Source organism: Curtobacterium sp. MCLR17_031 (assembly GCF_003234775.2).
Classification (GTDB): domain Bacteria; phylum Actinomycetota; class Actinomycetes; order Actinomycetales; family Microbacteriaceae; genus Curtobacterium; species Curtobacterium flaccumfaciens.
The window spans coordinates 2,447,082-2,469,335 of the sequence record NZ_CP126270.1; the positions used below are offsets into that span (position 1 = coordinate 2,447,082).

Below are 22,254 nucleotides of genomic sequence, written 5' to 3' on the forward strand. Positions count from 1 at the left end.
ATCAGTCGTCGACGCTCGCCACGGCGACGCAGCGCACCACCCGACCGCCCGCCGCCCGCACCGCTCGGACGCCCTCGGCCATCGTGACGCCCGTCGTCACGACGTCGTCGACGAGCACGACGTCGCGGCCGTCGACACCGGTCGCCCGCAGGGTCCCGACGGTCGCGGCGACGCGTTCCACCGCCGACCGCTCCTTCTGCCCCCGTCCGGATCGCCGTCGTCCGGCAGGGGTCCGGCCGAGGCGCCCCGTGTGCCGGACACCACCACGGGCGAGCAGCAGCACCACCGGGTCGAACCCACGGCGTCGGGCACCCGCGCGGGACGGAGGCACCCGGAGCACCACGGTGCCGTCCGGGGCCGCGGCGAGCGCCGCACGGACGAGGGCACCGAAGCGGACGCCGAGCGGACGGGCGACGTCGACCCGGCCCCGGAGCTTGAGTTCGAGCACCAGGGTGCGGACCAGCCCCTCGTACTCGAAGGCCGCGTCGAGCCGGACGCCGGCGACCAGCCGGACACGCCGGGGCCGTGCGTCGAGCGCCGCGCGGCAGGGCGGGCAGAGCGCGCGGTCCGGGCGGCCGCAGCCCAGGCAGGCGACGGGCAGGAAGAGCGCGAGCACGGCGAGCAGGGCGTCACGCCACGGGGTGGGGGCGTCGTCAGGGGGCATGCCACGAGTGTGGTGGTGACCGGACGACGGCGGTGGGCCGGCATGCCGGACGGTGGACGGGCCTCCAGGCCGGGTGGGGTGTGGAGGACGGTGTGTCAGCGCTGGACGCCGAGCACGTCGGCGGTGACGCCCGTCGAGTCCCAGCCGCCCCCGGTGGACTGCAGGACGTCGCCGCTCGACATCCGCAGCAGCAGGGCGCCGCCGCTGCCGCCGCTGATCGCGGTGGCGCGCCCGTCGGGCTTCGGCAGGGTGCTCGACTTGCCGCCGATGGTGGTGCGGACGATGTTCGGACCGGTCGGCGTCTGCCCGACCGAGGCGACGTCGGTGTCGTTCACCCACGTGGCGTCGACCGCGGTGCCGCTGGCGGCCTGCACCCGGACCGGGGCACCGAACGAGGTCGGTGACCGGTCGGAACCGCGGATGATCGCCATCACGTAGAGGCCGGGGCCGTCCGCGGTCTCGATGAGTGCGAGGGCCCGGGTGGAGTCGCGGGACACCTGGAACGACACGAGGTCGCCGCGCGGCAGGGTGGTGCGCACCTGGTGGGGGTCACCGCCGAGGCCGTAGGCGGTGATGTGACGGGTGTCGGACTGCTGCCCCACCCAGACGAAGCCGAGGTCGTCGACGGCGGGGGCGACGAGGTCCTCGCGGGCGTCGACGCGCAGGCGGTCCTTACCACGCACGACGACGACGCCGTCCCGGTTGCCGACGGCTGCGGTGGTGCCGGACGCCGACAGGGCGATCGAGGTCGGGTCGAGGCCGGCGATCGCGGCCCCGACGCCGCTGCCGAGTTCGGCGACCTTGCCGGTGCCCGAGGCGGCGTAGCCGACGACGCCGTCCTCGTCGACCAGGGGTCGGGGGTCGACGTCGGGGTTCTGCTGGGCGTCCGCTCCCCCGGAGTCCGGCACCGACAGCGTCGCGCCCTCGATCGTCATCGACACCGACGAGATGGTGGCGACCGAGGCGAGGGACTTGCTGAGCTGTTCGCGCATCCGGACCTTGTCGATGGTGCTCGCGCCCAGGGCGTCCCTCGACAGGTCGACCAGGGCGGTGCCGCTGTCGATCGTCACGGCGTTGAGGGACAACTGGGTGCCCTCCGGGAACGACGAGACGACGGCGCCCTTCAGCCAGTCGGCGGGGCCGGCGAGCAGGGCGCTGGCGATGCGCGTGCTCGTGGAGGAGCGTGCGAGGAACCAGCGCTGGTCGGGCACCAGGAAGCGGTAGGTCGGGTCGTAGAAGTACAGGGCGTGCGCCTGGAACACCGACTCGAAGCTGACCGGCGACAGGATGATGCCGTCCGGGGCGTAGGCGATGCGCCACTCGCCGTCCTCGCGGACGAACTGGAACGTCAGCGTCGACGAGGTCGGGCGGACCGCCTGGGTGTACTCCCCGTCGGAGTCGACCGTGGCGCTGGCCGTCATCGTGTAGGTGAGCTCGCGGTCGTCGGCGCGCTCGACGGTGCCGCTGCCGTCCCGGATCGTGACGCCCTGCCGCGGGTTCCACCGCTGGGCGAAGTCGGCTGCCAGGAACTGCCGGGCGATCGCGTAGTTGTCCTGGGCGCCGGTGGCGGCGGCGATGAACCCGCGGAGGATCGCGGTCTGGTCGGAGCCGGTGATCGGCTTGTCCGGCCGGAAGTCGACGCCCGAGAGCGACTCGTCCTTGATGGTCTGCCCGGTGCGCACGGCACCGTCGGTCGGGATGGCCGCGCAGGCGGTGACCGCGAGCAGGCTGACCGCGGCGAGCGCGACGGCGAGGACGTGGCGGATCCGGTGGCGCATCAGGACTCCTCTCGCACGGCGCGGGGGCCGTCGTACGACTCGTCGAGCTCGGGCAGCGGGATGGCCGAGGTGGCTGTGGTGCCCTGTTCGTTGCGGGGCAGGGTGAGCACGAACGTCGATCCCGCGCCCGGTCGGGACCACACGTCGATGCGCCCGCCGTGGAGCTTCGCGTCGCCGAGGCTGATCGCGAGGCCGAGGCCGGTGCCGCCGATGGTGCGCTTGCGGCTCGGGTCGGCCCGCCAGAAGCGGTCGAACACCCGTGCGGCGTCCTCCGGCGGCATGCCGACGCCCTGGTCGCGGACGGCGATGGCGACGGTGCGTGCGTCGCTGTCGACGACGACCTGCACGGGCTTCGCGTCGCCGTGCTCGATGGCGTTGCCGACGAGGTTGCGCAGGATCCGTCGGACCCGCTTGGCGTCGAGCCGCATCGTGGTGTGGCCGCCGGGGGTCGCGAGCTGCAGGTCGATGCCGGCGCGTTCGGCCAGCGGGCGGAACTCCTCGACGATGTCCGCGGCGAGGGAGGCCGGCACGACGGGTGCGGTGTCGAGCTGCACGGCCTGGGCGTCGTACCGGGAGATCTCGAGCAGGTCGGCGAGGAGCATCTCGAAGCGCTCCACCTGGGCGTGCAGGAGCTCGGCGGACCGGCCGACCGACGGTTCGAACGCGTGCCGGGAGTCGTAGAGCATGTCGCCGGCGAGCCGGATCGTGGTGAGCGGGGTACGGAGCTCGTGCGACACGTCGGAGACGAACCGCTGCTGCACGCGGGAGAGCTCGGCGAGCTGGGTGATCTGGCGGCTGACCGCCTCGGCCATCCCGTTGAAGCTCCGTGCCAGGGTCGCCAGGTCGTCCTGGCCGCGCACCGGGATGCGCTCGTCGAGGCGCCCCGCGGCGATCTTCCGGCTCGTCTCGGCGGCACCGCGGATCGGCACGACGACGAGCCGGACGACGAGCGAGGTGACCAGGGCGATGAGCACCATGAGCGCCACACCGCCGATGGAGAGCGTCTGGGAGACGAAGTCCAGGGTCTGCTGCGCGTCGGAGAGGTCGTAGACCAGGTAGAGCTCGTACTGGCCGGCGCTCGGGATCTGCAGCGTGGACCCGACGGCGAGGCCCGGCACCCGGCGCCCGTCGTCGTCGAGCTCGACGGGCTGCAGGCTCAGCCGACCGGTGTTCTGCGCGACCTCCTTGCGCAGGGCGTCGGTGATCACCGCGTCCGGGAAGCCCTGACTGGCGATCGTCTGCAGCGTCTGCGGGGTGGACTGGTCCGGGCTCCGCTCGATCGCGATGCTCGTGCCACCCGGACTCGTCGTGTTCGACAGGATCGCCTGCCGTGCCTCGTTCTGCAGCGTCTCGAGCTCGGACTGGTTGTTGTCCTCGCCCGCGGTCGCCGCGTCGAAGATCCCCTGGGCGACGATGGTGGCCCGGGCCGACTCCGACTCGATCTGGTCACGGCGCTGCGAGTAGACGTTCGTCGAGATGCTCACCATGACCGCGGTGCCGATGATCCCCACCGCGAGCCCGGTCGTCATCACGGTGATGGCGACGGAGCGGAACATCAGCGAGCGCCGCCACAGGTAGGCGATCGGACGCCAGGCGCGTCGGAGCCAGCGCCGCATCCGGCGACGGCTGCGGTCGACGACGCCGATCGAGACGGTGGTGCTGCCGGACCCACCGGCGCCGCCGGCCCCGCTGACACGGCCGGCCCCGCCGGCCCGGCCCGAGCGTGCCGAGCCCGACGGGCGCGTCGAGGGCGGCACGGTGCTCAGGCTCCTCCGGCGCGGTACCCGACGCCGCGGACCGTGGTGACGGTCTTCGGGTTGTCCGGGTCGTGCTCGATCTTCGCGCGGAGCCGCTGCACGTGCACGTTGACCAGGCGGGTGTCCGCCTTGTAGTGGTAGCCCCAGACCTGCTCGAGCAGCATCTCGCGGGTGAACACCTGGTTCGGCTTCTCGGCGAGCGCCCGGAGCAGGTCGAACTCGAGCGGCGTGAGCGCGATCACGGTGTCACCGCGGCGCACCTCGTGCCCGGCGACGTCGACCGTGACGTCGCCGACGTGCAGGACGGTGGCGTCGGACGCGCTCGGCCGCAGGCGGGTCCGGATGCGCGCGACGAGCTCCTTCGGGTTGAAGGGCTTCACGACGTAGTCGTCGGCACCGTTCTCGAGCCCGAGGACGACGTCGGCGGTGTCGCTCTTCGCCGTGAGCATGATGATCGGCGTGCCGCTCTCGGCACGGATGCGCTTGCACACCTCGATGCCGTCGATGCCGGGCAGCATGACGTCGAGCAGGACGAGGTCCGGCTTGGTGGCGTGGAACGCGTCGACGGCGTCGTTGCCGTCGGCGCTGAACTCGGGTTCGTACCCCTCGGAGCGGAGCACGATGCCGATCATCTCGGAGAGGGCCTGGTCGTCGTCGACGACGAGGATGCGCGGTGTCATGTGATCTGGACTCCGGGTGGCGTGCGGGTGCCGTGGTCGGCACGTGTCCCCACACGATAGCCGAGGCCCCGCCGCGCCGGGTTTTCCGCCAGGATGGGGGTGGACCGTGCATCGCTGGCTCGGTCCGACACGACGAGGGGGCTGGAGTCATGTCCGAATGGCACACACCGGGCGGTGGGCAGCAGGGTGCGCCGACGCCGCCGGCGTCCGGACCGGCGCAGGGACCAGGACCCCAGCCTGGAGGCCCGCCCCGCTTCTCCGTGCCGCCGCAGCCCGCCCCGCGGCCGGGTCCGGGGCGACCGGGCGGCCCGTCAGGTGGCTCGCGTCCGGTGATCCCGCTGCGCCCGCTCGGTCTCGGTGACATCCTGGCCGGCGCGTTCACGGTCTTCCGCCGGAACGCCCGCGTGCTGCTGCTCTGGAGCGTGCTGCTGAGCGGTGTGCTCGGCCTGCTCTCGACGCTGGCCAGCACGTTCGGGCAGCAGGCGCTGCAGTCGCGGATGTTCTCCGCCCTCGACGGCGGCAGCGGTGCCGACTCGGTGGTCGCGGGCACGCTGACGCTCACGGCACTGCTCTCGGTCGTGCTGCCGTTCCTCGCCTACCTCGGTCGCGGGTTCCTGGTGGCGCCGGTCGCCGCCGACACCGGGCAGCGGGTCCTCGGCCGTCGCGCCACGTTCCGAGGGCTGTGGGCGCTGCTCGCCGGCCGCCGGTGGTCCGTCGTCGCGTGGATGCTCGTGCAGATCGGGGCCGGTGCGGTCCTCGCGATCCTGGCCGGACTCGTGTTCTTCGGGGTGTTCGCGGCCATGGGTGCCGCCGGCTCCGGCACCGGGTGGTTCGTGCTGGCGCTCGTGCTGTTCGTGCTCGGCATCGGTGTCGTCGTCGTGTGGCTCGCCACGCGCTTCGTGCTCACCGTCCCGACCATCGCGCTCGAGGGCCGGCCGGTCTTCGCCGCAGCCGCACAGTCGTGGCGCCTGACCCGCGGGGCCTTCTGGCGGACCTTCGGCATCCTGCTGCTCGTGCAGCTGATGTTCGGGTTCGCGGCGTCCATCGCGTCGATCCCGCTCACCATCGGCGCCGTGCTCGTCGGGGGCACCTTCGACCCCCTCGGGCAGACGGACGGCACGTCGGGAGCCGGCACCGGTGCGGTCATCGCCATCGTCGTCGGCAGCCTGCTCGCGATCGCGGTGCAGTGCATCACCGACGTGCTGAGCGCCTCGATCACCACGTTCCTCGCCATCGACCGGCGGATCCGCACCGAGGCCCTCGACCAGCGGATCGCATCGCACCTGGACTCCGGGCAGCCGACCGACCCGTTCGCGCCGTCCGAGCCCGTCGCACGCCCGCCGTGGCCGCCGCAGCAGCAGTGGGGTGGCCAGCAGTGGCAGGCGCAGCAGCAGCAGTGGCCGGGGCAGCAACAGTGGCAGCCGGCCCAGCAGCAGCCGTGGCAGCCCGGTCAGCAGCAGCAACCCTGGCAGCCCGGTCAGCAGCAGCAGCCGTGGCAGCCCGGTCAGCAGCAGCAGCCGTGGCAGCAGGGTCCGGGCCAGGCGCCGCCGAACGGCTCCGCGTGACGGCGGTCGACCCGGACGAGGCGCGTCGCCTGCTCGAACGCGAGCTCGACCGGTCCGCCTACGACGCTGCCCGGCCGACGTGGTGGGACCGTGCCTCGCGCTCCTTCCTCGACTGGCTCGGGTCGCTCCGCGCCGACGGCATCGACTCCCCCACTGCGGCCCGCACCGCACTGGTGATCGCGATCGTCGTGCTCGTCGCGGTCGTCGTGCTCGTCGTCGTCGCACGCGGACTCCCCCGCCGGCGCGCCCGGGCCGGTGACGGTGACACCGGCGGGGTGTTCGACGCCGACGACCTGCGCTCCGCCCGGGAACTCCTCGAAGCGGCCCAGGCCGCCGTCCGTCGCGCCGACTGGTCGGCAGCGGTGCTCGACGGGTTCCGCGCGATCGCCAGGGGGCTCGGCGAACGCGACCTGGTGCCCGACGTGCCCGGAGCCACCGCGCGGACGATCGCCGCGCGGGGTGCCGTGCCGTTCCCCGCGTCGGCCGGTGCACTCGACGCGGCAGCGACCGCCTTCGACGCGGTCCGGTACCTCGGTGCCGAGGCCGACGAAGCCGCGGCCCTGCGCGTGCTCGACACCGAGCGGACCGTCCGGCAGGCCCGGCCCGCCCGGGCCGAGGAACCGGTGGTGCCGGCATGACGACCGACACCGCCACACGGACGAGCGCCGGACCGACTCCTGCTCGGGCTCCGGCTCCTGCTCCGGCCGAGGGACGCCGGTTCCGCATCGGGTTCTGGGTCGCGATCGTCCTGGTCGGCGTCCTGCTCGCCGCGCTGACCGCCCTCGTGCAGGGCACCGACCCGGACGCACCGCGCGCACTCGACCCGACCTCGACGACGGCCAGTGGTTCGGCCGCGCTCGTCCGGGTGCTCGAGCAGCGGGGCACCGCGGTCGCCGTCACCGACACCGTCGACGGCGTCGGCGGGATCGACGGCGGCACGGTGTTCATCGACGACGCCGACGGGGCGCTCGACCCCGCCGTCGCGGAACGCATCGCCCGCACGGCCCGGCACGTCGTGGTCGTCGGGACGAGCGGCGCAGCCCTCGATGCGCTGCTCGGGTTCCCGGTCGACCCGCCCGCCCAGATCGACGGTGACGCCACCGTCTCGACGGCCTCGTGCGGGATCCCGGCGGCGGCCTCGGCAGCGCGGGTGACGACCGCCGGCTCCGGGTACACCGTGCAGGACGCGACCGCCGAGCGGTGTGCGCCGACCGGCGAGGGCGCCTCCCGGGTCTGGGGCCTCGTGCGCACCACGACCCCGGGCGGCGACGTCACCCTGCTCGGCACGACCTCGGCGTTCCGGAACGACACGATCGCCACCGCCGGGAACGCCGCGCTCGCCCTCGGGCTGCTCGGCGCCGACGAGCGACTCGTCTGGTACACCCCGGCCGTCGGCACCCCCGACGCCGCACCGACCCTCGGCGAGCTCGCCCCGCCGTGGGTCCCGAGCGCCCTCGCACTGCTCGCCCTCGTCGCCGTCGCGGCCGGTGTCTGGCGGGGCCGACGGCTCGGCCCGCTCGTCGTCGAGCGGTTGCCCGTCGTCGTCCGTGCTGCCGAGACCACCGAGGGTCGCGCCCGCATGTACGCCCGCACCCGTGACCGCACCCACGCCCTCGACACCCTGCGCGTCGCAGCCGTCCGCCGCATCGGCCGGATGCTCGGACTTCCCCGATCGGCCCACGTCGACGAGGTCGTCCGGACCGCGGCCCAGGCCACCGGCATCCCGCACACCCGTGTCGGCGCCGTGCTCGTCGGCGGGACCACCGACGACGACCGTGCACTCGTCGACGGCACCGCCGCGCTCGACGACCTCGAACGCGCCGTCCGCCGGGCGACCTCCGGTGACCGACCGACCTCCGACCCCGACCGACCAGGAGCACGACCGTGACCGACCTGCCCCCTGCCACCACCGAGCACACCGCACCGGAGCACGACCCGGCGACCGCGGCCGGCACCGACCTGCGCGACGCGTTCGGCCGGGTCCGCACCGAGGTCGCCAAGGCCGTCGTCGGCCAGGAGGGCGCGGTCTCCGGCATGATCGTCGGACTCCTCGCACAGGGGCACGTGCTGCTCGAGGGTGTCCCCGGTGTCGCGAAGACCCTGCTCGTCCGCAGCCTCGCCGCCGCGATGACGCTCGACACGAAGCGCATCCAGTTCACGCCGGACCTGATGCCCGGCGACGTCACCGGGTCGCTCGTCTACGACGCCTCGACCGGCACGTTCCCGTTCCGCGAGGGCCCCGTCTTCACGAACGTCCTGCTCGCCGACGAGGTCAACCGCACGCCGCCGAAGACCCAGTCGGCCCTGCTCGAGGCCATGGAGGAACGCCAGGTGAGCGTCGACGGCGACGCCCGGGCCCTGCCCGACCCCTTCTTCGTCGCCGCGACGATGAACCCGATCGAGTTCGAGGGCACCTACACGCTGCCCGAGGCGCAGCTCGACCGGTTCCTGATGAAGCTGACGCTCGACATCCCGCCGCGCGACGTCGAGTGGCAGGTGCTCCGGCGCCACGCCGACGGGTTCGTCCCGCGCGACGTCCGGTCGGCCGGCATCACCCCGGTGGTCGGCGTCGACGAGGTCGTCCGTGCGCAGCGTGCCGTCCGCGGCGTCGGGGCCCGCGACGACGTGCTCGCGTACATCGTCGACCTCGCCCGGGCCACCCGGCAGGCACCGTCCGTCCGCGTCGGGGTGAGCCCCCGCGGAGCGACGGCACTGCTCGCGGCCGCCAAGGCCTGGGCCTGGCTCACCGGCTACGACGCGATCACCCCGGACCACGTGCAGGCCATGGCCCTGCCGGTCTGGCGGCACCGCCTGCGGGTCGCTGCCGACGCCGAGCTCGAGGGCGTCGGTGCCGACGGCGTGCTCCAGCAGGTGCTCGAGCAGGTGCGGGTGCCGATCTAGTGGCGGTCTCCGGCCGGTTCGTCGCGCTCCTCGCCGTCGCCCTCGTGCCCACCGTGCTGCTCGGCAGCGGGTGGGCCGGTCTGGCGTGGGTCGGGGTGGTGCTGCTCGCCGCGGCGCTCGACGTCGTGCTCGCCGCCGACCTGCGACGGGTCCGCGTGGAGCGGCGGATGCCCCGGCTCGCTCGACGCGACAGCACCGCGGACGGCACCCTCGTGCTCGCCAACGACGGCTCCAGGACGGTCCGCGGTGTGGTCCGCGACATGTGGGAGCCGTCGGCCGGCCACCGTCCCCGTCGGATCCGGATGACCGTCCCCGCCGGGGAGCGACGGACGGCCCGGATGCGCTTCACACCGTTCCGTCGTGGTCGACGCCGCACCACCGGGGTCGCCGTGCGGTCCTTCGGTCCCCTGGGCCTCGCCGCACGCCAGCGGGTCCTCGCGGCACCGGGCGAACTCGTCGTGACGCCGCCGTTCCGCTCCCGGCGGCACCTGCCGTCACGGTTGGCACGGCTCCGCGAGCTCGACGGCGAGACCACGCTGCAGCTCCGCGGGCACGGCACCGAGTTCGACTCGCTGCGCGACTACGTGCGCGGTGACGACGTGCGCTCCATCGACTGGCGCGCCACCGCGCGGCGGCAGGACCTCGTCGTCCGCACCTGGCGACCGGAACGCGACCGACGCGTCGTCGTCGTGGTCGACGCGGGCCGGGCGGGTGCCGGCCGCGTCGCCGACGAACCCCGACTCGACACCTTCATCGAGTCGGCGCTGCTCCTCGGTGCCCTCGCGGCAGCCGCCGGTGACCGCGTCGACCTGGTGGTCCTCGACGACACCGCACACGACCGCGTGCACGGCGCCACCCGCACCGACGTCGTGCAGCGCTTCGGTGAGGCCCTCGCGATGGCCGAGCCCGGGCTCGCCGCGACCGACTGGGCTTCCGTCCCCGCACTCGTCGACTCGATCACGACCTCGCGCGCCATGGTCGTCCTCGCCTCGAGCCTCGACTCCGTCGGCGCCTCGGGCGACCTGCTCGCCGTGCTCCCCCGACTGTCCCGACGGCACGCGGTCGTCGTGACGAGCATCGAGGACCCGGCCGTCCAGCGGATGGCGCGCGGCGGGGTGGACCCGACCACGGCGATCCGCACCGCGCGGGGCGGACGGGTGCCGGGCCTCCCGACCGGCGCGGAGCGCGACGTCTACCGACGCGCCGCCGCCGAACGCACCCTGCTCGACGCGGACGGTGCGGCCGACGTCGCACGGCGCTCCGGCGCCGAGGTCGTGCGCGGCGCACCGGCGGACGTCCCGCCGCTCGTCGCCGACGCCTACATCCGGGCGAAGGCCACCGGCCGGCTCTGAACCGGGACGGACGTCAGCCGGCCACCAGAGCGGTGGAGCCGCGCTCGAACTCCTCGAGGTCGCCGCGCTCCCCCGCTCGGTACGCGCGGCCGCCGAGCACCCACTGGTAGGCGAGCACCGCGACCAGGGCGAGGGTGCCGATGCCGATCTTGATCGGCCACGGCCAGTCCTGCCGCGTCACCACGCCCTCGACGATGCCGGACAGCAGCAGGGTCAGGGTCAGGCCGATCGCGATGGTGATGAGTGCACGGCCGTCCTCGGCGAGGGCCTGGGCGCGCGTCCGTCCGGGCCCGGGAGCCACCCACGACCAGAAGATCATCAGCCCCGCACCGCCCGCGAGGAACACCGAGTAGAGCTCGAGCTGCCCGTGCGGGGAGATGTAGAGGAAGAAGTCGGCCAGGCGGCCCTGGGAGTGCATGATCGCGGCAGAGACCCCGAGGCTGACGGCGTTCTGCATGATCGAGAACGGCACGAAGACCCCGGTGATGCCGAACGCCACCATCGTCGCGGCGATGTAGGCGTTGTTCGTCCAGACCTGCGCGGTGAAGGCCCCGAGGCCACGGTCGGAGTAGTAGTCGACGAAGTCCTGCGTGGCGTACCGGCGCAGGGCCTCGTCGCTGCCGAACGTCGCCGTCGCACCCGGGGTGGTGGTGATCCAGACGGCGACGATCGCCCCGATCGCCACCGTCGCGAGTGCGACCCAGATCGTCACCCAGCGGATCCGGTAGAGCGCCGCGGGCAGCTGCCGCGTGAAGAACAGGGCGACGGCGGTCAGCGGGTCGACGGGCGTGCCGGTGAAGCGCAGACGGGCGCGGAACAGCGTGAGCGAGAGCCGGTCGCCGGTCACGGTGCGCGGTGCGGCGCCCCGGATGCGGGCGAGGTCGGTCGCGGCCTCCTGGTAGCCGGCGACGAGCCGGTCGACGTCTGCGCCGGACCGGTGCCGGGCACGCGCCAGACGGTCGAGCTCCTGCCACCGGTCACGGTGCACCTCGGTGTAGGCATCCAGGTCCACGTGTTCCCCCTCAGGTCGCGCGATCTCCGACAGAATGATCCCATGCCGAAGCCCCGCACGCCGCGTGACCTCGCCGACGCCCGGTTCTCGCGCGACCTCGACGAGACCGCCGACGAGCTGGTGGTGGGCGAGGGCGTCGCGCTCGACGTCCAGCCCGCCGGACTCGTGCTGCGGCTCGCGGCCGCGCTGCTGGACGGCCTGTGCGTCCTCGTCCTGTTCGTGCTCGCGCTGTTCGGCGTCTGGCGGCTCTGGCCGAGGGGACTCGAGCCGGCCTGGGGTGCTGCGCTCAACATCGTGCTGCTCGTCGTCGTGCTCGTGCTGGTGCCCGCGGCGGTCGAGACCGTGACGAAGGGGCGGAGCGTCGGACGGTTCGCCACCGGCACCCGCGTCGTCCGGCTCGACGGCGGCGCGATCGGGTTCCGGCACGCCTTTACCCGGTCGCTCGTCGGCCTGTTCGAGCTCTGGATGACGTTCGGCTCGGTCGCCCTGCTCGTCGCGCTGTTCGGCAGTCGGCCTCGGCGCCTCGGGGACCTGCTGGCGGGCACGATCGTGCAGCACGAGCGGCTGCCGAAGCAGCGGGACCCCGAGGTGCTGCTGCCCCCGGAGCTGACGGCGTGGGCCGGTGTCGCGGACGTCTCGGCGCTGCCGCAGCGGTTGGAGAACCGCCTCGGTGCGTTCTTCCGCTGGGCTGCACTGATGCGCCCCGAACTGCGCGAGGCGGCGGCGCAGGCCCTGGCGGCCGAGGTGTCCCCGTTCGCACACCCGGTGCCGCCCGTCCCGCCGGAGGTCTTCCTGGCCGGGGTCGTCGTGCTGCGGCGTCGTCGGGACGTCCGGGCGCTGGGTGCCCGCGCGGAGCTGCTGACCGCCGCGGGGGCGACCGCGGCGGCACCCCCGCCGGGCTTCCCGCGCTGACGCGCGGAGCCGCGCTGACTGCCCCCGCGCAACACCGCGGAACGGACACAGCACCGCGGAGATCCACGGTGCTGTGTCCGGAACCAGGTTCAGCCGGCCCCAGGCCGCCCCGCCGCGCTCAGTAGCGGTAGTGGTCCGGCTTGAACGGGCCCTCGACCGGCACACCGATGTACGCCGCCTGCTCCGGTCGCAGCGACGTCAGCTGCACCCCGAGGGCGTCGAGGTGCAGCCGCGCGACCTTCTCGTCCAGGTGCTTCGGCAGCACGTACACGCCGGTCGGGTACTCCTCGCGCCGGGTGTGCAGCTCGATCTGCGCGAGCACCTGGTTCGTGAACGAGTTGCTCATCACGAACGACGGGTGCCCGGTCGCGTTGCCGAGGTTCATGAGCCGTCCCTCGGACAGCACCAGGATCGACCGCCCGGTCGGCAGCCGCCACTCGTGCACCTGCGGCTTGATCTCGACCTTCGAGACACCGGGCAGGGCCTCGAGCCCCGCCATGTCGATCTCGTTGTCGAAGTGCCCCACGTTCGCCACGATCGCCAGGTGCTTCAGCCCGAGCATCTCGTCGACCCCGACGACGCCCAGGTTGCCGGTGCACGTGATGACCATGTCGACGGTGTCGACGACGTCCGCCAGGCGCGCGACCTGGTAACCGTCCATCGCCGCCTGCAGCGCGCAGATCGGGTCGACCTCGCTGACGATGACACGGGCCCCCTGCCCGCGGAGCGCCTCGGCCGCACCCTTGCCGACGTCGCCGTAGCCGACGACGAAGGCGACCTTGCCGCCGATGAGCACGTCGGTGGCGCGGTTCAGGCCGTCGGGCAGCGAGTGCCGGATGCCGTACTTGTTGTCGAACTTCGACTTCGTCACCGAGTCGTTGACGTTGATCGCCGGGAACTTCAGCTCGCCGTTCCGGAACAGCTCGTACAGGCGGTGCACGCCCGTGGTGGTCTCCTCGGTGACGCCCTGGATGTCCGCCGCGATGCGGGTCCAGCGGTCCGACGACGTCTCGAGCGACCTCGCGACGGTGTCGAGCACGATCTTCCACTCGGTGCTCGCGTCCGGCTCGGCGACCGGAGCGGCACCGGCCGCCTCGGCGTCGGCGCCGGTGTGCACGAGCATCGTGGCGTCACCGCCGTCGTCGAGGATCAGGTTCGGCCCGGTCCAGTCGGCACTCGCCGCAGCGGCTTCGTCGCTCCAGTCGAAGATGCGGCTGGTGCACCACCAGTACTCCTCGAGCGTCTCGCCCTTCCACGCGAACACCGGGACGCCGGCGGGGGCGTCCGGGGTACCGGTGGGTCCGACGGCGACGGCGGCAGCGGCCTCGTCCTGGGTGGAGAAGATGTTGCAGCTGGCCCAGCGCACCTGCGCGCCGAGGGCGACGAGCGTCTCGATGAGCACCGCGGTCTGCACCGTCATGTGCAGGGACCCGGCGATGCGTGCCCCGGCGAGCGGCTGCGCCGCGGCGAACTCGTCACGCAGGGACATCAGGCCCGGCATCTCGTTCTCGGCGAGGCGGATCTGGTGCCGGCCGGCCTCGGCGAGGGACAGGTCGGCGACGCGGAACGCAGCAGCGGTGCGGGTTTCGGTGGGCATGCCCACCAGTCTTCCATGCCGGGAGGCGCGGATCACCAGCCGATCCCGGTCACGTTCCCCGGGCCTCCAGGTCGACCCCCGCACCCACGTCGCGGACGTGCGCCGTCAGTCGGCGTCGCGCGGGAGCGGCTCGCGCCGCACCACCTGCCAGCCGCGCGGGACGCGCAGGGAGGCAGCGTGCCGGGCGCAGAGGTCGTAGCCGTGCGGCTCGACCCGGGTCGACAGCGGACCGACGACCACCATGGAGTCGCCGTAGTCGTACGTCAGGGTCGACGAAGCGCTGTTGGCACACGCCACCTTGCTGCAGATCCGCACGTCCATCTCGACAGGGAGCCTAGCGGAGCGTCCGGCGCGCACCCGTCCCCGCGTACGATGTGGGGATGCGTCGGAAGCCTCGCCTCGTCACCCCGGTCGACCGCGGTCGGGGGCGCTCCCGGCACGGCCGCGGTGGGCGCTCGAGCGTCACCGGCCCCGAGCTCGCGCCGATCATCACCCGCGCCGAGGCGTTCGAGCGGATCGTCGGCGACAGCGCGCACTACCTGCTCGGACTCTGGCCCGAGGAGCTCTCCGGCGTCGTGTTCCAGGTGGCGGACATGCCGAGCGACACGACCCTGCCGGACGAGATGCCGCGCTGGCGGATCGACCGCGACACCCGCCGCGTGACCGTCTTCCGGATCCCCGTCGAGCGGGTGAACCGGAGCCCCGAGAAGGACGACTCGGACCGCCGCATCATCATCGAGACCGCGGTGTTCCGCGCGGTCGGCGAGCTGATCGGCAAGGACCCCTGGGACCTGGCGCCGGACCGCTACCGACACTGGTGAGCCGGGCGGACCGCGCCGGGCGTCAGGGGTAGACGCGGACCGGGGTGGAGACGTCGGTCGCCGGACGCACCGGGAACCCGGCGATGCCGTCGGCCCCGCGGTAGGTCACGCCCGCGACGATGCCCTCCGTCCCGGTCAGCGTGAGCTGCTTCGCGGTCTGCACCGGAAGCGTCACGGTCGCACCGGACAGGATCTTCAGCGTGCGCCGCTCGTCGCCCGACCGCACCGTGACGGAGCGGTCCTGGCGGGTGGGGTTCACGAAGTTCAGCCGCACGCCCTCGCCCGGGGCGATGGCGGTGATCGTCCGGTCGCCCAGCGGCTCGGCCGAGGCGAACCACCCGAGGTCGGTGCCGCTGCTCGCACCGTCGGTCGGCGTCGTGGTGCGCGCACCGGTGACGACCGGCTCGGTCGAGGTGACGGTGAACGAGTAGCGGCCGTCCGGGAAGTCGTCGAGCGCGACGTCAGTGACGACCCCGGGCTCGGCGGTGGCGTTGACGGTCGTGCCGCCGCCGTCGGCCGTGCTGATGCCGAGCGTGACGCGCGCCGACTTCGTGCCGGGGACGAACAGCCGGACGATCGGCGCCGCGTCGGCCGTGTCGTCGCCGCGCTGGGCGGCCTGCGCATCGGCGAGGACGACGGCGGGGATCACCTGCGAGCGGGACGGCGCGGCCCCACCGGAGACGATGTCGTAGCCGCCCGGGGTGAGGGTGCGGACGACGGACTCCTGCATGTGCGCGACGATCTGGCCGCCGGACGACGTGACGTGCACGACGGTCGAGGCGGCGTCGGACACGAAGCCCGACAGCGGGACGACCTTCTGCGTGTTCGGCGCGACGACGATGCCGGTGGTCCCGGGTGCACTGACCGTCCCCGAGCCGTCGAAGATCGACAGGTCGACCGTGGCGTTCACGTCGGTCGGGTTCGAGAGCGTGACGAGGCTCGTCCGACCGGTCTCCGTCGAGCCGCCGACGAGCCACGTGGACTGGGTCGGGTCGTCGCACGAGGCAGCGCCCGCCCCCACGAGGTCGCCGCTCGAGACGCTCTGGAAGCTGCTGCCCGCGACCTGCGGCGTCGTCTCGCCAGCGGGGGCGGTCAGGAGCCGGGGGTCGCTGCCGCCGGTGGTCGAGGAGTCGAGCGAGGACCGCTCGACCGTCGAACCGGTCGTCGCGGTCGCGACGGTCGCGGTGCCGACGGTGCTCGCCTGCGTCGCGTCGTTGCCGGCGTCGTCGGACAGGCGCAGCGCACTGCCGGCGCAGACACGCTCGGCAGCCGCGGGGACCGGCGTGACGGTGCGCCCGGCCGGTCGACCCGGTTCGGACTCGGTGCCGATGGCGTGGGCCGCGGTGACGGCACCCGCGGCGACGACGACGGCGACGGCCGTGGCGGTGCCGCGGACGATCCAGCGACGGACCGAGGAGGGGTTGGTGCTCATTCGTCGCGCTCCTCGTCGAAGGTGGTGGCGGGTTCCTCGGCCTCGATGACGTTCGAGGTGGCACGGCGGCGGCGCGGGGCCGTCGGGACCGCGAGGAGTGCCGCGGCGCCGAAGACCACGCCGAGCACGACGAGGTACAGCACGTGGGTGGCCTGGGTCGCCGCGGAGCCGGAGCGGGTGCGGTCGACCTCGCCCTCGTAGTGGAACAGCTGGCCGTTCGTGGTCTCGCCGATGCTCGTGAAGAGCGCGTTCTGACCGATCGCGCCGGCGGCCCGGTCGTGCACGGTCTGCGCCTCGGGGTCGTCACCGGCGTCGTCGATGAGCACGAAGCTCACGCCGAGCTCGCGGAGCGCCGGCCGGGGGTCGTACCCGCTGCGGCTCGCCAGGTTGCCGGCGAGCGTCGTCAGCCGTGCGCCGGACTCGCTCAGCCGGAGCGCGGTGGCGTCGAGCGTCGACTGGTCGTCGAGGGTGGAACCCTGCCCGCGCTCGAGCGTGACGGCGAGCGAACCGTCGTCCTGCGGGACGACCACGAGCGTGCCGACGTCCGGGTTCGCCTGGGCCTCGGCGTTCACGTACGCGCTGAGCACCCGGCCGGTGGTCGGCTCGATCGTGGCGGTGCCGAGGTAGAACGCCGCGAAGGCCGGAGCCACGGCCACGCCGGCGAGCACGGTCGCGACGAGCCCGGTGACCGGAGCGGCCTTCGGCAGCACGTCGATGCCGATGCAGGCCGCGACCACGAGGGCGAGCCAGTACACGGACAGCCCGCTGCCGGGCCAGACGATGGTGGTGGTCGACCCGACACCGGTCACCGTGACGTGGGTGGCGGCGAAGGCCGTGGCGAAGCCGAGGAGCGCGATGACGAGCGCCGAGCCCGCGACCGCCCAGCGGTGGCCGAGCATCGCCCCGATCGCGGCGGCGGCCACGGGGAGCGCGAGGACGGCCATCACGATCGGCAGGACCGTGGCGACCAGTGCGAGTCCGGACGTCGCGGGGAGCCAGCCGCTCCAGTCGGGCAGGGGCTGTCCGATGGCCAGCTGGAGCGCGGACGGCGCCCGGGTCGCGGACGGCGCACCCGGATCGGCGAACACCGCGAGCAGGTTGCCGCGTGCCACCTGCGCCAGGATCAGCGGCAGGAAGAGCACCGCGGTCGGGACCGGGATGAACAGACGACGGTGGGCCCGGCGCCAGCCGACCAGGAGCGCCACGAGCCAGCCGACCAGCAGGACCGGCAGCAGCGACGGCGCCGAGGCGGCGACGACGGCGAACAGGAGCGACGCTCCCGAGGCCCAGGCCCACGAGCGGTGCGCCTCGAGCACGGCGACGAACAGCCACGGCAGCACCAGGTGCGCGATCACGGCGCCGAGGTGACCGGTCGTCACGGCTCCGACGAGCGACGGGGCGATCGCGTAGAGCGACGCACCGATGACCGGCACCCAGGTGCGGGTCGTGACCTTGCGGACCGCGAACCAGGCGCCGAGTGCGGACAGCGGGAACGCGACGAGCATGACGAGCACGACCGCGGTGGACGGCGACCAGAACACGATCGAGCCGAGCACGGCGAGCACCGCGGCGAAGGGGTCCGACGGGCCGGTGAAGCCCGTACCGAGCGAGTGGAAGCCGTACCCGACGTTCTGCCAGAGCTGTCCCGGCGTCGCGGAGAGCGGCAGGAGTCCCCCGCCGGTCAGGGCCGGCGACCCGAGCAGCGGGTAGAGCGTCACGACGCTGAGGACCGCCGCGGCCAGGACCACCCAGATGCCGCCGTCGCTCAGGAACGACGCCCGGGCGATCGGGGCGTCCTCCGCCCGGGCGAGTTCGACGTCCCGCGAGGTGGTGCGGTGCTCGTGCACCCGACGCCAGCTCACCCGGAGCGGTTCGACGGCGGCCCAGCCGAGCTTCTTCGTGCGGGCGAGGTTCTTGCGCGCACGCCCCGTGCCGCCGCCGAACGCGACGGCGAACGCGGCGGAGAGCTCGGGGACCACGGCGGCGGGGTGCTTCGCGACCAGGTGTCCGAGCGCGCGGCCGATCGCGAACGGCACGAGCGTGAGCCAGTGCAGCCAGACCAGCGCGGCGGGCGCGTACGTCATCCGGCGGTGCAGCTGCGCCTGCCGGTGCATCCGGACGCGCCGCGCCTCGGACACACGCTTGCGGCCGAACTCCTCGATCGGTCCGGCGCTGGTGACCTTGGCCTCCGGTACGAGGGCGACGCGGTGTCCGGCGAGGCGGACCCGCACCGAGAAGTCGAGGGCCGCGTCGACGTCCGGCAGCGCCGGGTCGAAGCCGCCGAGTTCGATCCAGACCGAGCGGCGCACGAGCATGCCGCCCGCGGCGACACCGAGGACGTCGGTGTTGCGGTCGTGCTGGCCCTGGTCGAGCTCGTCCTGCACCAGCACGATCGACCGGCCGAAGCGGGTCATGCTCTCGCCGAAGGCGCGGATGAGCGAGGGGTCGTCGTCGGCGACGAGCTTCGGACCGGCGACGACGACCGACGGCGCGATCTCGACGGCGGACAGCAGGTCGGCGAGCGCGGTCGGTGCCGGCGCGTTGTCGTGGCCGAGGACCCACAGCCACTCGTCGACCGGCTCGTCGGTCGCCACGGGCGGCGCGCTGCGCTCGCCCTGGCGGACGGCGTCACCGAACGCGGTACCGCCGGGCAGCCGGACGAGCTGCGCGGACCCGCCGAAGGACAGTTCGGCGGTCGATCCGTCGGTCGTGCCGACGTCGACGACCACCAGGTTCTCGGGGTGGCGGGTCTGGGCGGCGAGCGCGTCCAGGGTCCGGTCGAGGTGGGCCGCCCCGTTGGCGGCGACGAGGATCGCGGTGACTCTGGGCTGCATGACGGGCGTCACTCTACGGTCTGGAGGCGCGGTGTCGGCTGCGGACGGCGGCGCGCCGTGAACCTGTGGGCGCGCTCACTGCACGGTGCGGGGCGGGCGCTCCACGCGCCTCCCGGACGGGGTGGGGCGGCTACGCCCTTTTCCGCAACTTGCGGCGTTCGCGCTCGGAGAGGCCACCCCAGATGCCGAAGCGTTCGTCGTTCTCGAGCGCGTACTCGAGGCACTGCGCCCGCACCTCGCACGAGGTGCAGATCTTCTTCGCCTCGCGCGTGGAGCCGCCCTTCTCGGGGAAGAACGCCTCGGGGTCGGTCTGCGCGCAGAGCGAGTCGACCTGCCAGGCGAGCGGGTTCTCCTCGTCGTCGGTCTCCGGACGTCGGACACCCGGGACGCCGAGCGCCACGGGATCGACGTGCCAGTCCTCCGGAACTCCGGCGTGGAACTCGGAACCGTTCACCCTGATCACCCCTGCCGCCTCGACAACGAACCCCAACTCTTGCGGCCGTTGCCTGTAATTACAGCGGTGTCATTCGCCTGAGTCAAGTCGCGGATCATAGAAGGCACTGACCGCTCCAGCGTGTCATGTCCCCCGTTTGGGCGTGTCGCTCCGCTCGGGTGGGCCTTCCGGGGGACAACTGACTCGTCCTCAGGCGCTCAGGAGGCGCTGCGACGGGCCTCCCAGGCGCTCGACACCATCTCGTCGAGGGAGTGCCGCATGGCCCACTCGAGGTCACGGGCGGCGGCTTCGCCGGTCGCGACGATGCGGGCCGGGTCGCCGGGGCGCCGCGGTGCGATCTCGGGGTCGAAGGCGATCCCGGTGCCCGACGCCATCGCGTCCATGATCTGGCGGACGCTCACGCCGTCGCCGCTGCCGAGGTTGTAGGCACGCTCGAGCGGCTCCCCCGCCTCGAGCTTCCGCGCGGCCACCGCGTGCGAGTGCGCCAGGTCGGCCACGTGCACGTAGTCGCGGACGCAGGTGCCGTCCGGGGTGGCGTAGTCGTCGCCGTTGATCCGCGGGGTCCGGCCGGCGAGCAGCGCGTCGAAGACCAGCGGGAACAGGTTGTGCGGGCTGGCGTCGTACAGGTCGGGCTCCCCCGAACCGACGACGTTGAAGTACCGGAGCGACGTGGTGGTGAAGCCCGCGGCGACCTCCATGTCGCGCAGCAGCCACTCGCCGATGAGCTTCGACTCGCCGTACGGCGACTCCGGGTTCTTCGGGGTGGACTCGACCACGGTCTCGACGTCCGGCGTGCCGTAGACCGCCGCGCTGGACGAGAAGACCGCCTTGGTGACGCCGGTCTCGGCCATCGCGCGCAGCAGGGTCGCCATGCCGGTGACGTTCTGCTCGTAGGTGTGCAGCGGGCGCTCGACCGAGACGCCGGCGTACTTGAACCCCGCGACGTGGACCACGCCGGTGACCTCGTGCTCGCGCAGCGTGCGTGCGACGAGCTCGCCGTCGAGGATCGTGCCCTCGACGAACGGCACGTCGTCCGGGACGAACGCGCGGAAGCCGCTCGACAGATCGTCGAACGCGACCGTGTCGATGCCGGCCGAGCGCAGTGCTCGGACGACGTGGGACCCGATGTACCCGGCACCGCCGGTGACCAGCCAACTCATGCTCGCCACGCTAGCGGACGTCGGCGACGCCCCGGTGGCGGTGTGCGGGTCCACGCCACGGCGTGCGGCCCCGCGCCGGTCCCGGCGCCGGTCCGCGCCCCTAGGCGCCGGTGGCGATGAACACGGTCGACGTGATGCCGTCGGAGGAGTCCGCCTCGACCGTCACGTCGCCCTCGTCCGGGGTGATGAAGCACGCCTCGCCCTTGCGGAGCAGGGTCGCCGACTGCGCGCCGACGAGCGTGACGACGCCCTCGGTGCAGATCGCGATCGACGGCCCCACGAGCGGGGCGACCCCGCCGGTGCTCAGTCCCACCGGGCGACCGTCGCCGTCCACCCGCAGCAGTGCGAAGCCGACGCCGTCCGGCGCGAACCGGTCGACGCCCGGGGCGATGCGCTCGGCCTCGAGCACCGGCGCCGGGTACGCGGTGAAGTCGAGCACCCGCAGGAGCTCCGGCACGTCGACGTGCTTCGGCGTCAGCCCGCCGCGCAGCACGTTGTCCGACGGCGCCATCAGCTCGATGCCGAGCCCGTCCAGGTACGCGTGGATGTTGCCGGCGGGCAGGTACATGGCCTGCCCCGCGGTGAGCGTCACCCGGTGCATGAGCAGGGAGACGACGATGCCGGGGTCACCGGGCCAGCTGGTCGCCAGGTCGCGGACGGTCGCGGTGTTCGGGGTGAGCCGGTCATCGTCGAGCGAGACGGCCAGGTCGCTCGCGGCCTGCACCACGGCGAGCGCGGACTCGTCGGCGGTCTCGAGCCAGCGGACGGTGTCCTCGAGCCCGTGCAGCAGGTGTACCTCGAGCGGACCGAGGCGTCCGGTGCCGGCGTCGAGCACGCGGACCTCGGCCAGGGTCTCCTCGACCGGGCGGAAGCCGCTCAGCGCCTCGAACCGCTCGCTCAGCGCGACGACGAGCTCGGGCTTCGGGAACGGGTCCTTGTAGTTGCGGGCCGGGTCGTCGAGCGGGATCCCCTCGCGCTCCTCGCGGGCGAAGCCCTCCTCTGCCTGCTCCGGGGTCGGGTGCGCCTGCAGCGAGAGCGGTGCCGCAGCCGCGAGCACCTTGAGCAGGAAGGGCAGGCCGGTGCGGTCCGGACCGAGTGCGGTCTCCGGCTCGTCGGCGATCCAGTCGCGGAGCGTGTCGGCCCCGCCGACCATGGCAGGGTTGACGACGACACTGGGGCTGCCGGCGTGGGCGCCGAGCCAGAGCTCCGCCTGCGGGGCACCCGTGACGGTGCGGCCGAGGAGCTCCGGGATCGCGGTGACCGAGCCCCAGGCGTAGTCGCGGGGGGTGTTCGTGATGCCGAGGAACATGGGCCAGAGCCTACCGGCGCTGCCGG

Annotated in this window: 19 protein-coding genes; 7 read left to right on the forward strand and 12 right to left on the reverse strand. The window is 73.5% G+C overall.

The annotated features are described in order from the left end of the window. Nucleotide 1 precedes the first annotated feature (1 nt). The 4 genes from DEI96_RS11560 to mtrA all read right to left on the reverse strand — a co-directional run bounded on the left by DEI96_RS11560 (nt 2) and on the right by mtrA (nt 4,879). Nucleotides 2-664, reverse strand: a complete 663-nt coding sequence (locus DEI96_RS11560) for a ComF family protein (RefSeq protein ID WP_111024362.1) — start codon at nt 662-664, stop codon at nt 2-4. Between the two features lie 95 nt (nt 665-759). After that, nucleotides 760-2,442 carry an LpqB family beta-propeller domain-containing protein gene (locus DEI96_RS11565; RefSeq protein ID WP_111024361.1) on the reverse strand — a complete coding sequence of 561 codons (1,683 nt, stop codon included), beginning with the start codon at nt 2,440-2,442 and terminating at the stop codon, nt 760-762. Then, nucleotides 2,442-4,199 (reverse strand): MtrAB system histidine kinase MtrB, encoded by a 1,758-nt coding sequence (gene mtrB / locus DEI96_RS11570; protein ID WP_258372923.1) that lies wholly within the window; start codon nt 4,197-4,199, stop codon nt 2,442-2,444. The genes DEI96_RS11565 and mtrB overlap by 1 nt, the downstream gene beginning before the upstream one ends. A 5-nt stretch (nt 4,200-4,204) precedes the next feature. Next, nucleotides 4,205-4,879 carry an MtrAB system response regulator MtrA gene (gene mtrA / locus DEI96_RS11575; RefSeq protein ID WP_017888813.1) on the reverse strand — a complete coding sequence of 225 codons (675 nt, stop codon included), beginning with the start codon at nt 4,877-4,879 and terminating at the stop codon, nt 4,205-4,207. Nucleotides 4,880-5,208: 329 nt separating this feature from the next. Here mtrA and DEI96_RS11580 point away from each other — a divergent pair, with 329 nt between their 5' ends. Genes DEI96_RS11580 through DEI96_RS11600 form a run of 5 tightly spaced genes read left to right on the forward strand, consistent with a single transcriptional unit; the run spans nt 5,209 to nt 10,697 of the window. Continuing rightward, nucleotides 5,209-6,444, forward strand: coding sequence for a glycerophosphoryl diester phosphodiesterase membrane domain-containing protein (locus tag DEI96_RS11580; RefSeq protein WP_181440566.1), 1,236 nt, complete (start codon nt 5,209-5,211; stop codon nt 6,442-6,444). Next, on the forward strand, nt 6,399-7,082 hold the full coding sequence (locus DEI96_RS11585; protein ID WP_146246943.1) for a DUF4129 domain-containing protein: 684 nt from the start codon (nt 6,399-6,401) through the stop codon (nt 7,080-7,082). Before DEI96_RS11580 ends, DEI96_RS11585 begins: the two co-directional genes overlap by 46 nt. Beyond that, the gene (locus tag DEI96_RS11590) at nt 7,079-8,332 is read left to right on the forward strand and encodes a DUF4350 domain-containing protein (RefSeq protein ID WP_111024358.1); all 1,254 of its coding nucleotides are present in this window, start codon (nt 7,079-7,081) and stop codon (nt 8,330-8,332) included. Before DEI96_RS11585 ends, DEI96_RS11590 begins: the two co-directional genes overlap by 4 nt. Nucleotides 8,333-8,337: 5 nt before the next feature. After that, on the forward strand, nt 8,338-9,345 hold the full coding sequence (locus DEI96_RS11595; protein WP_502866298.1) for an AAA family ATPase: 1,008 nt from the start codon (nt 8,338-8,340) through the stop codon (nt 9,343-9,345). Continuing rightward, a complete protein-coding gene (locus DEI96_RS11600) occupies nt 9,345-10,697 on the forward strand; it encodes a DUF58 domain-containing protein (protein WP_111024357.1) in 1,353 nt (450 codons plus the stop codon). The genes DEI96_RS11595 and DEI96_RS11600 overlap by 1 nt, the downstream gene beginning before the upstream one ends. Before the next feature lie 13 nt (nt 10,698-10,710). Here the strand turns inward: DEI96_RS11600 and DEI96_RS11605 are convergent, their stop codons facing one another. Continuing rightward, the gene (locus DEI96_RS11605) at nt 10,711-11,709 is read right to left on the reverse strand and encodes a stage II sporulation protein M (protein WP_111024356.1); all 999 of its coding nucleotides are present in this window, start codon (nt 11,707-11,709) and stop codon (nt 10,711-10,713) included. Nucleotides 11,710-11,751: 42 nt separating this feature from the next. Between DEI96_RS11605 and DEI96_RS11610 the strand changes: the two genes are divergently transcribed. Next, nucleotides 11,752-12,621, forward strand: coding sequence for an RDD family protein (locus tag DEI96_RS11610; RefSeq protein ID WP_111024355.1), 870 nt, complete (start codon nt 11,752-11,754; stop codon nt 12,619-12,621). Nucleotides 12,622-12,739: 118 nt separating this feature from the next. Here DEI96_RS11610 and ahcY read toward each other — a convergent pair whose 3' ends face one another. Next, nucleotides 12,740-14,218, reverse strand: coding sequence for an adenosylhomocysteinase (gene ahcY / locus DEI96_RS11615; RefSeq protein WP_111024382.1), 1,479 nt, complete (start codon nt 14,216-14,218; stop codon nt 12,740-12,742). 105 nt (nt 14,219-14,323) lie between these two features. Next, entirely contained in the window at nt 14,324-14,539 is a 216-nt protein-coding gene (locus tag DEI96_RS11620) for a DUF3499 family protein (RefSeq protein WP_111024354.1), read from the reverse strand. 59 nt (nt 14,540-14,598) lie between these two features. Here DEI96_RS11620 and DEI96_RS11625 point away from each other — a divergent pair, with 59 nt between their 5' ends. Then, a complete protein-coding gene (locus DEI96_RS11625; RefSeq protein ID WP_111024353.1) occupies nt 14,599-15,039 on the forward strand; it encodes a metallopeptidase family protein in 441 nt (146 codons plus the stop codon). A 22-nt stretch (nt 15,040-15,061) separates the two neighbouring features. Here the strand turns inward: DEI96_RS11625 and DEI96_RS11630 are convergent, their stop codons facing one another. The 5 genes from DEI96_RS11630 to manA all read right to left on the reverse strand — a co-directional run bounded on the left by DEI96_RS11630 (nt 15,062) and on the right by manA (nt 22,228). After that, on the reverse strand, nt 15,062-16,471 hold the full coding sequence (locus tag DEI96_RS11630; RefSeq protein WP_111024352.1) for a DUF5719 family protein: 1,410 nt from the start codon (nt 16,469-16,471) through the stop codon (nt 15,062-15,064). Beyond that, the gene (locus tag DEI96_RS11635) at nt 16,468-19,305 is read right to left on the reverse strand and encodes a glycosyltransferase (RefSeq protein WP_111024351.1); all 2,838 of its coding nucleotides are present in this window, start codon (nt 19,303-19,305) and stop codon (nt 16,468-16,470) included. Before DEI96_RS11635 ends, DEI96_RS11630 begins: the two co-directional genes overlap by 4 nt. 130 nt (nt 19,306-19,435) lie before the next feature. Then, nucleotides 19,436-19,768 (reverse strand): WhiB family transcriptional regulator, encoded by a 333-nt coding sequence (locus tag DEI96_RS11640; protein WP_081827389.1) that lies wholly within the window; start codon nt 19,766-19,768, stop codon nt 19,436-19,438. 188 nt (nt 19,769-19,956) lie between these two features. Then, the gene (gene galE, locus DEI96_RS11645) at nt 19,957-20,919 is read right to left on the reverse strand and encodes a UDP-glucose 4-epimerase GalE (RefSeq protein ID WP_071405789.1); all 963 of its coding nucleotides are present in this window, start codon (nt 20,917-20,919) and stop codon (nt 19,957-19,959) included. 100 nt (nt 20,920-21,019) lie between these two features. Next, entirely contained in the window at nt 21,020-22,228 is a 1,209-nt protein-coding gene (manA, locus tag DEI96_RS11650; RefSeq protein ID WP_111024350.1) for a mannose-6-phosphate isomerase, class I, read from the reverse strand. Nucleotides 22,229-22,254 lie beyond the last annotated feature (26 nt).

Coding starts and splice junctions, on each gene's coding strand:
- DEI96_RS11560 (WP_111024362.1), bottom strand. CDS start 664: ATGCCCCCTGACGACGCCCCCACCCCGTGGCGTGACGCCCTGCTCGCC.
- DEI96_RS11565 (WP_111024361.1), bottom strand. CDS start 2,442: ATGCGCCACCGGATCCGCCACGTCCTCGCCGTCGCGCTCGCCGCGGTC.
- mtrA (WP_017888813.1), bottom strand. CDS start 4,879: ATGACACCGCGCATCCTCGTCGTCGACGACGACCAGGCCCTCTCCGAG.
- DEI96_RS11590 (WP_111024358.1), top strand. CDS start 7,079: ATGACGACCGACACCGCCACACGGACGAGCGCCGGACCGACTCCTGCT.
- DEI96_RS11610 (WP_111024355.1), top strand. CDS start 11,752: ATGCCGAAGCCCCGCACGCCGCGTGACCTCGCCGACGCCCGGTTCTCG.
- ahcY (WP_111024382.1), bottom strand. CDS start 14,218: ATGCCCACCGAAACCCGCACCGCTGCTGCGTTCCGCGTCGCCGACCTG.
- DEI96_RS11620 (WP_111024354.1), bottom strand. CDS start 14,539: ATGGACGTGCGGATCTGCAGCAAGGTGGCGTGTGCCAACAGCGCTTCG.
- DEI96_RS11625 (WP_111024353.1), top strand. CDS start 14,599: ATGCGTCGGAAGCCTCGCCTCGTCACCCCGGTCGACCGCGGTCGGGGG.
- DEI96_RS11630 (WP_111024352.1), bottom strand. CDS start 16,471: ATGAGCACCAACCCCTCCTCGGTCCGTCGCTGGATCGTCCGCGGCACC.
- DEI96_RS11635 (WP_111024351.1), bottom strand. CDS start 19,305: ATGCAGCCCAGAGTCACCGCGATCCTCGTCGCCGCCAACGGGGCGGCC.
- galE (WP_071405789.1), bottom strand. CDS start 20,919: ATGAGTTGGCTGGTCACCGGCGGTGCCGGGTACATCGGGTCCCACGTC.
- manA (WP_111024350.1), bottom strand. CDS start 22,228: ATGTTCCTCGGCATCACGAACACCCCCCGCGACTACGCCTGGGGCTCG.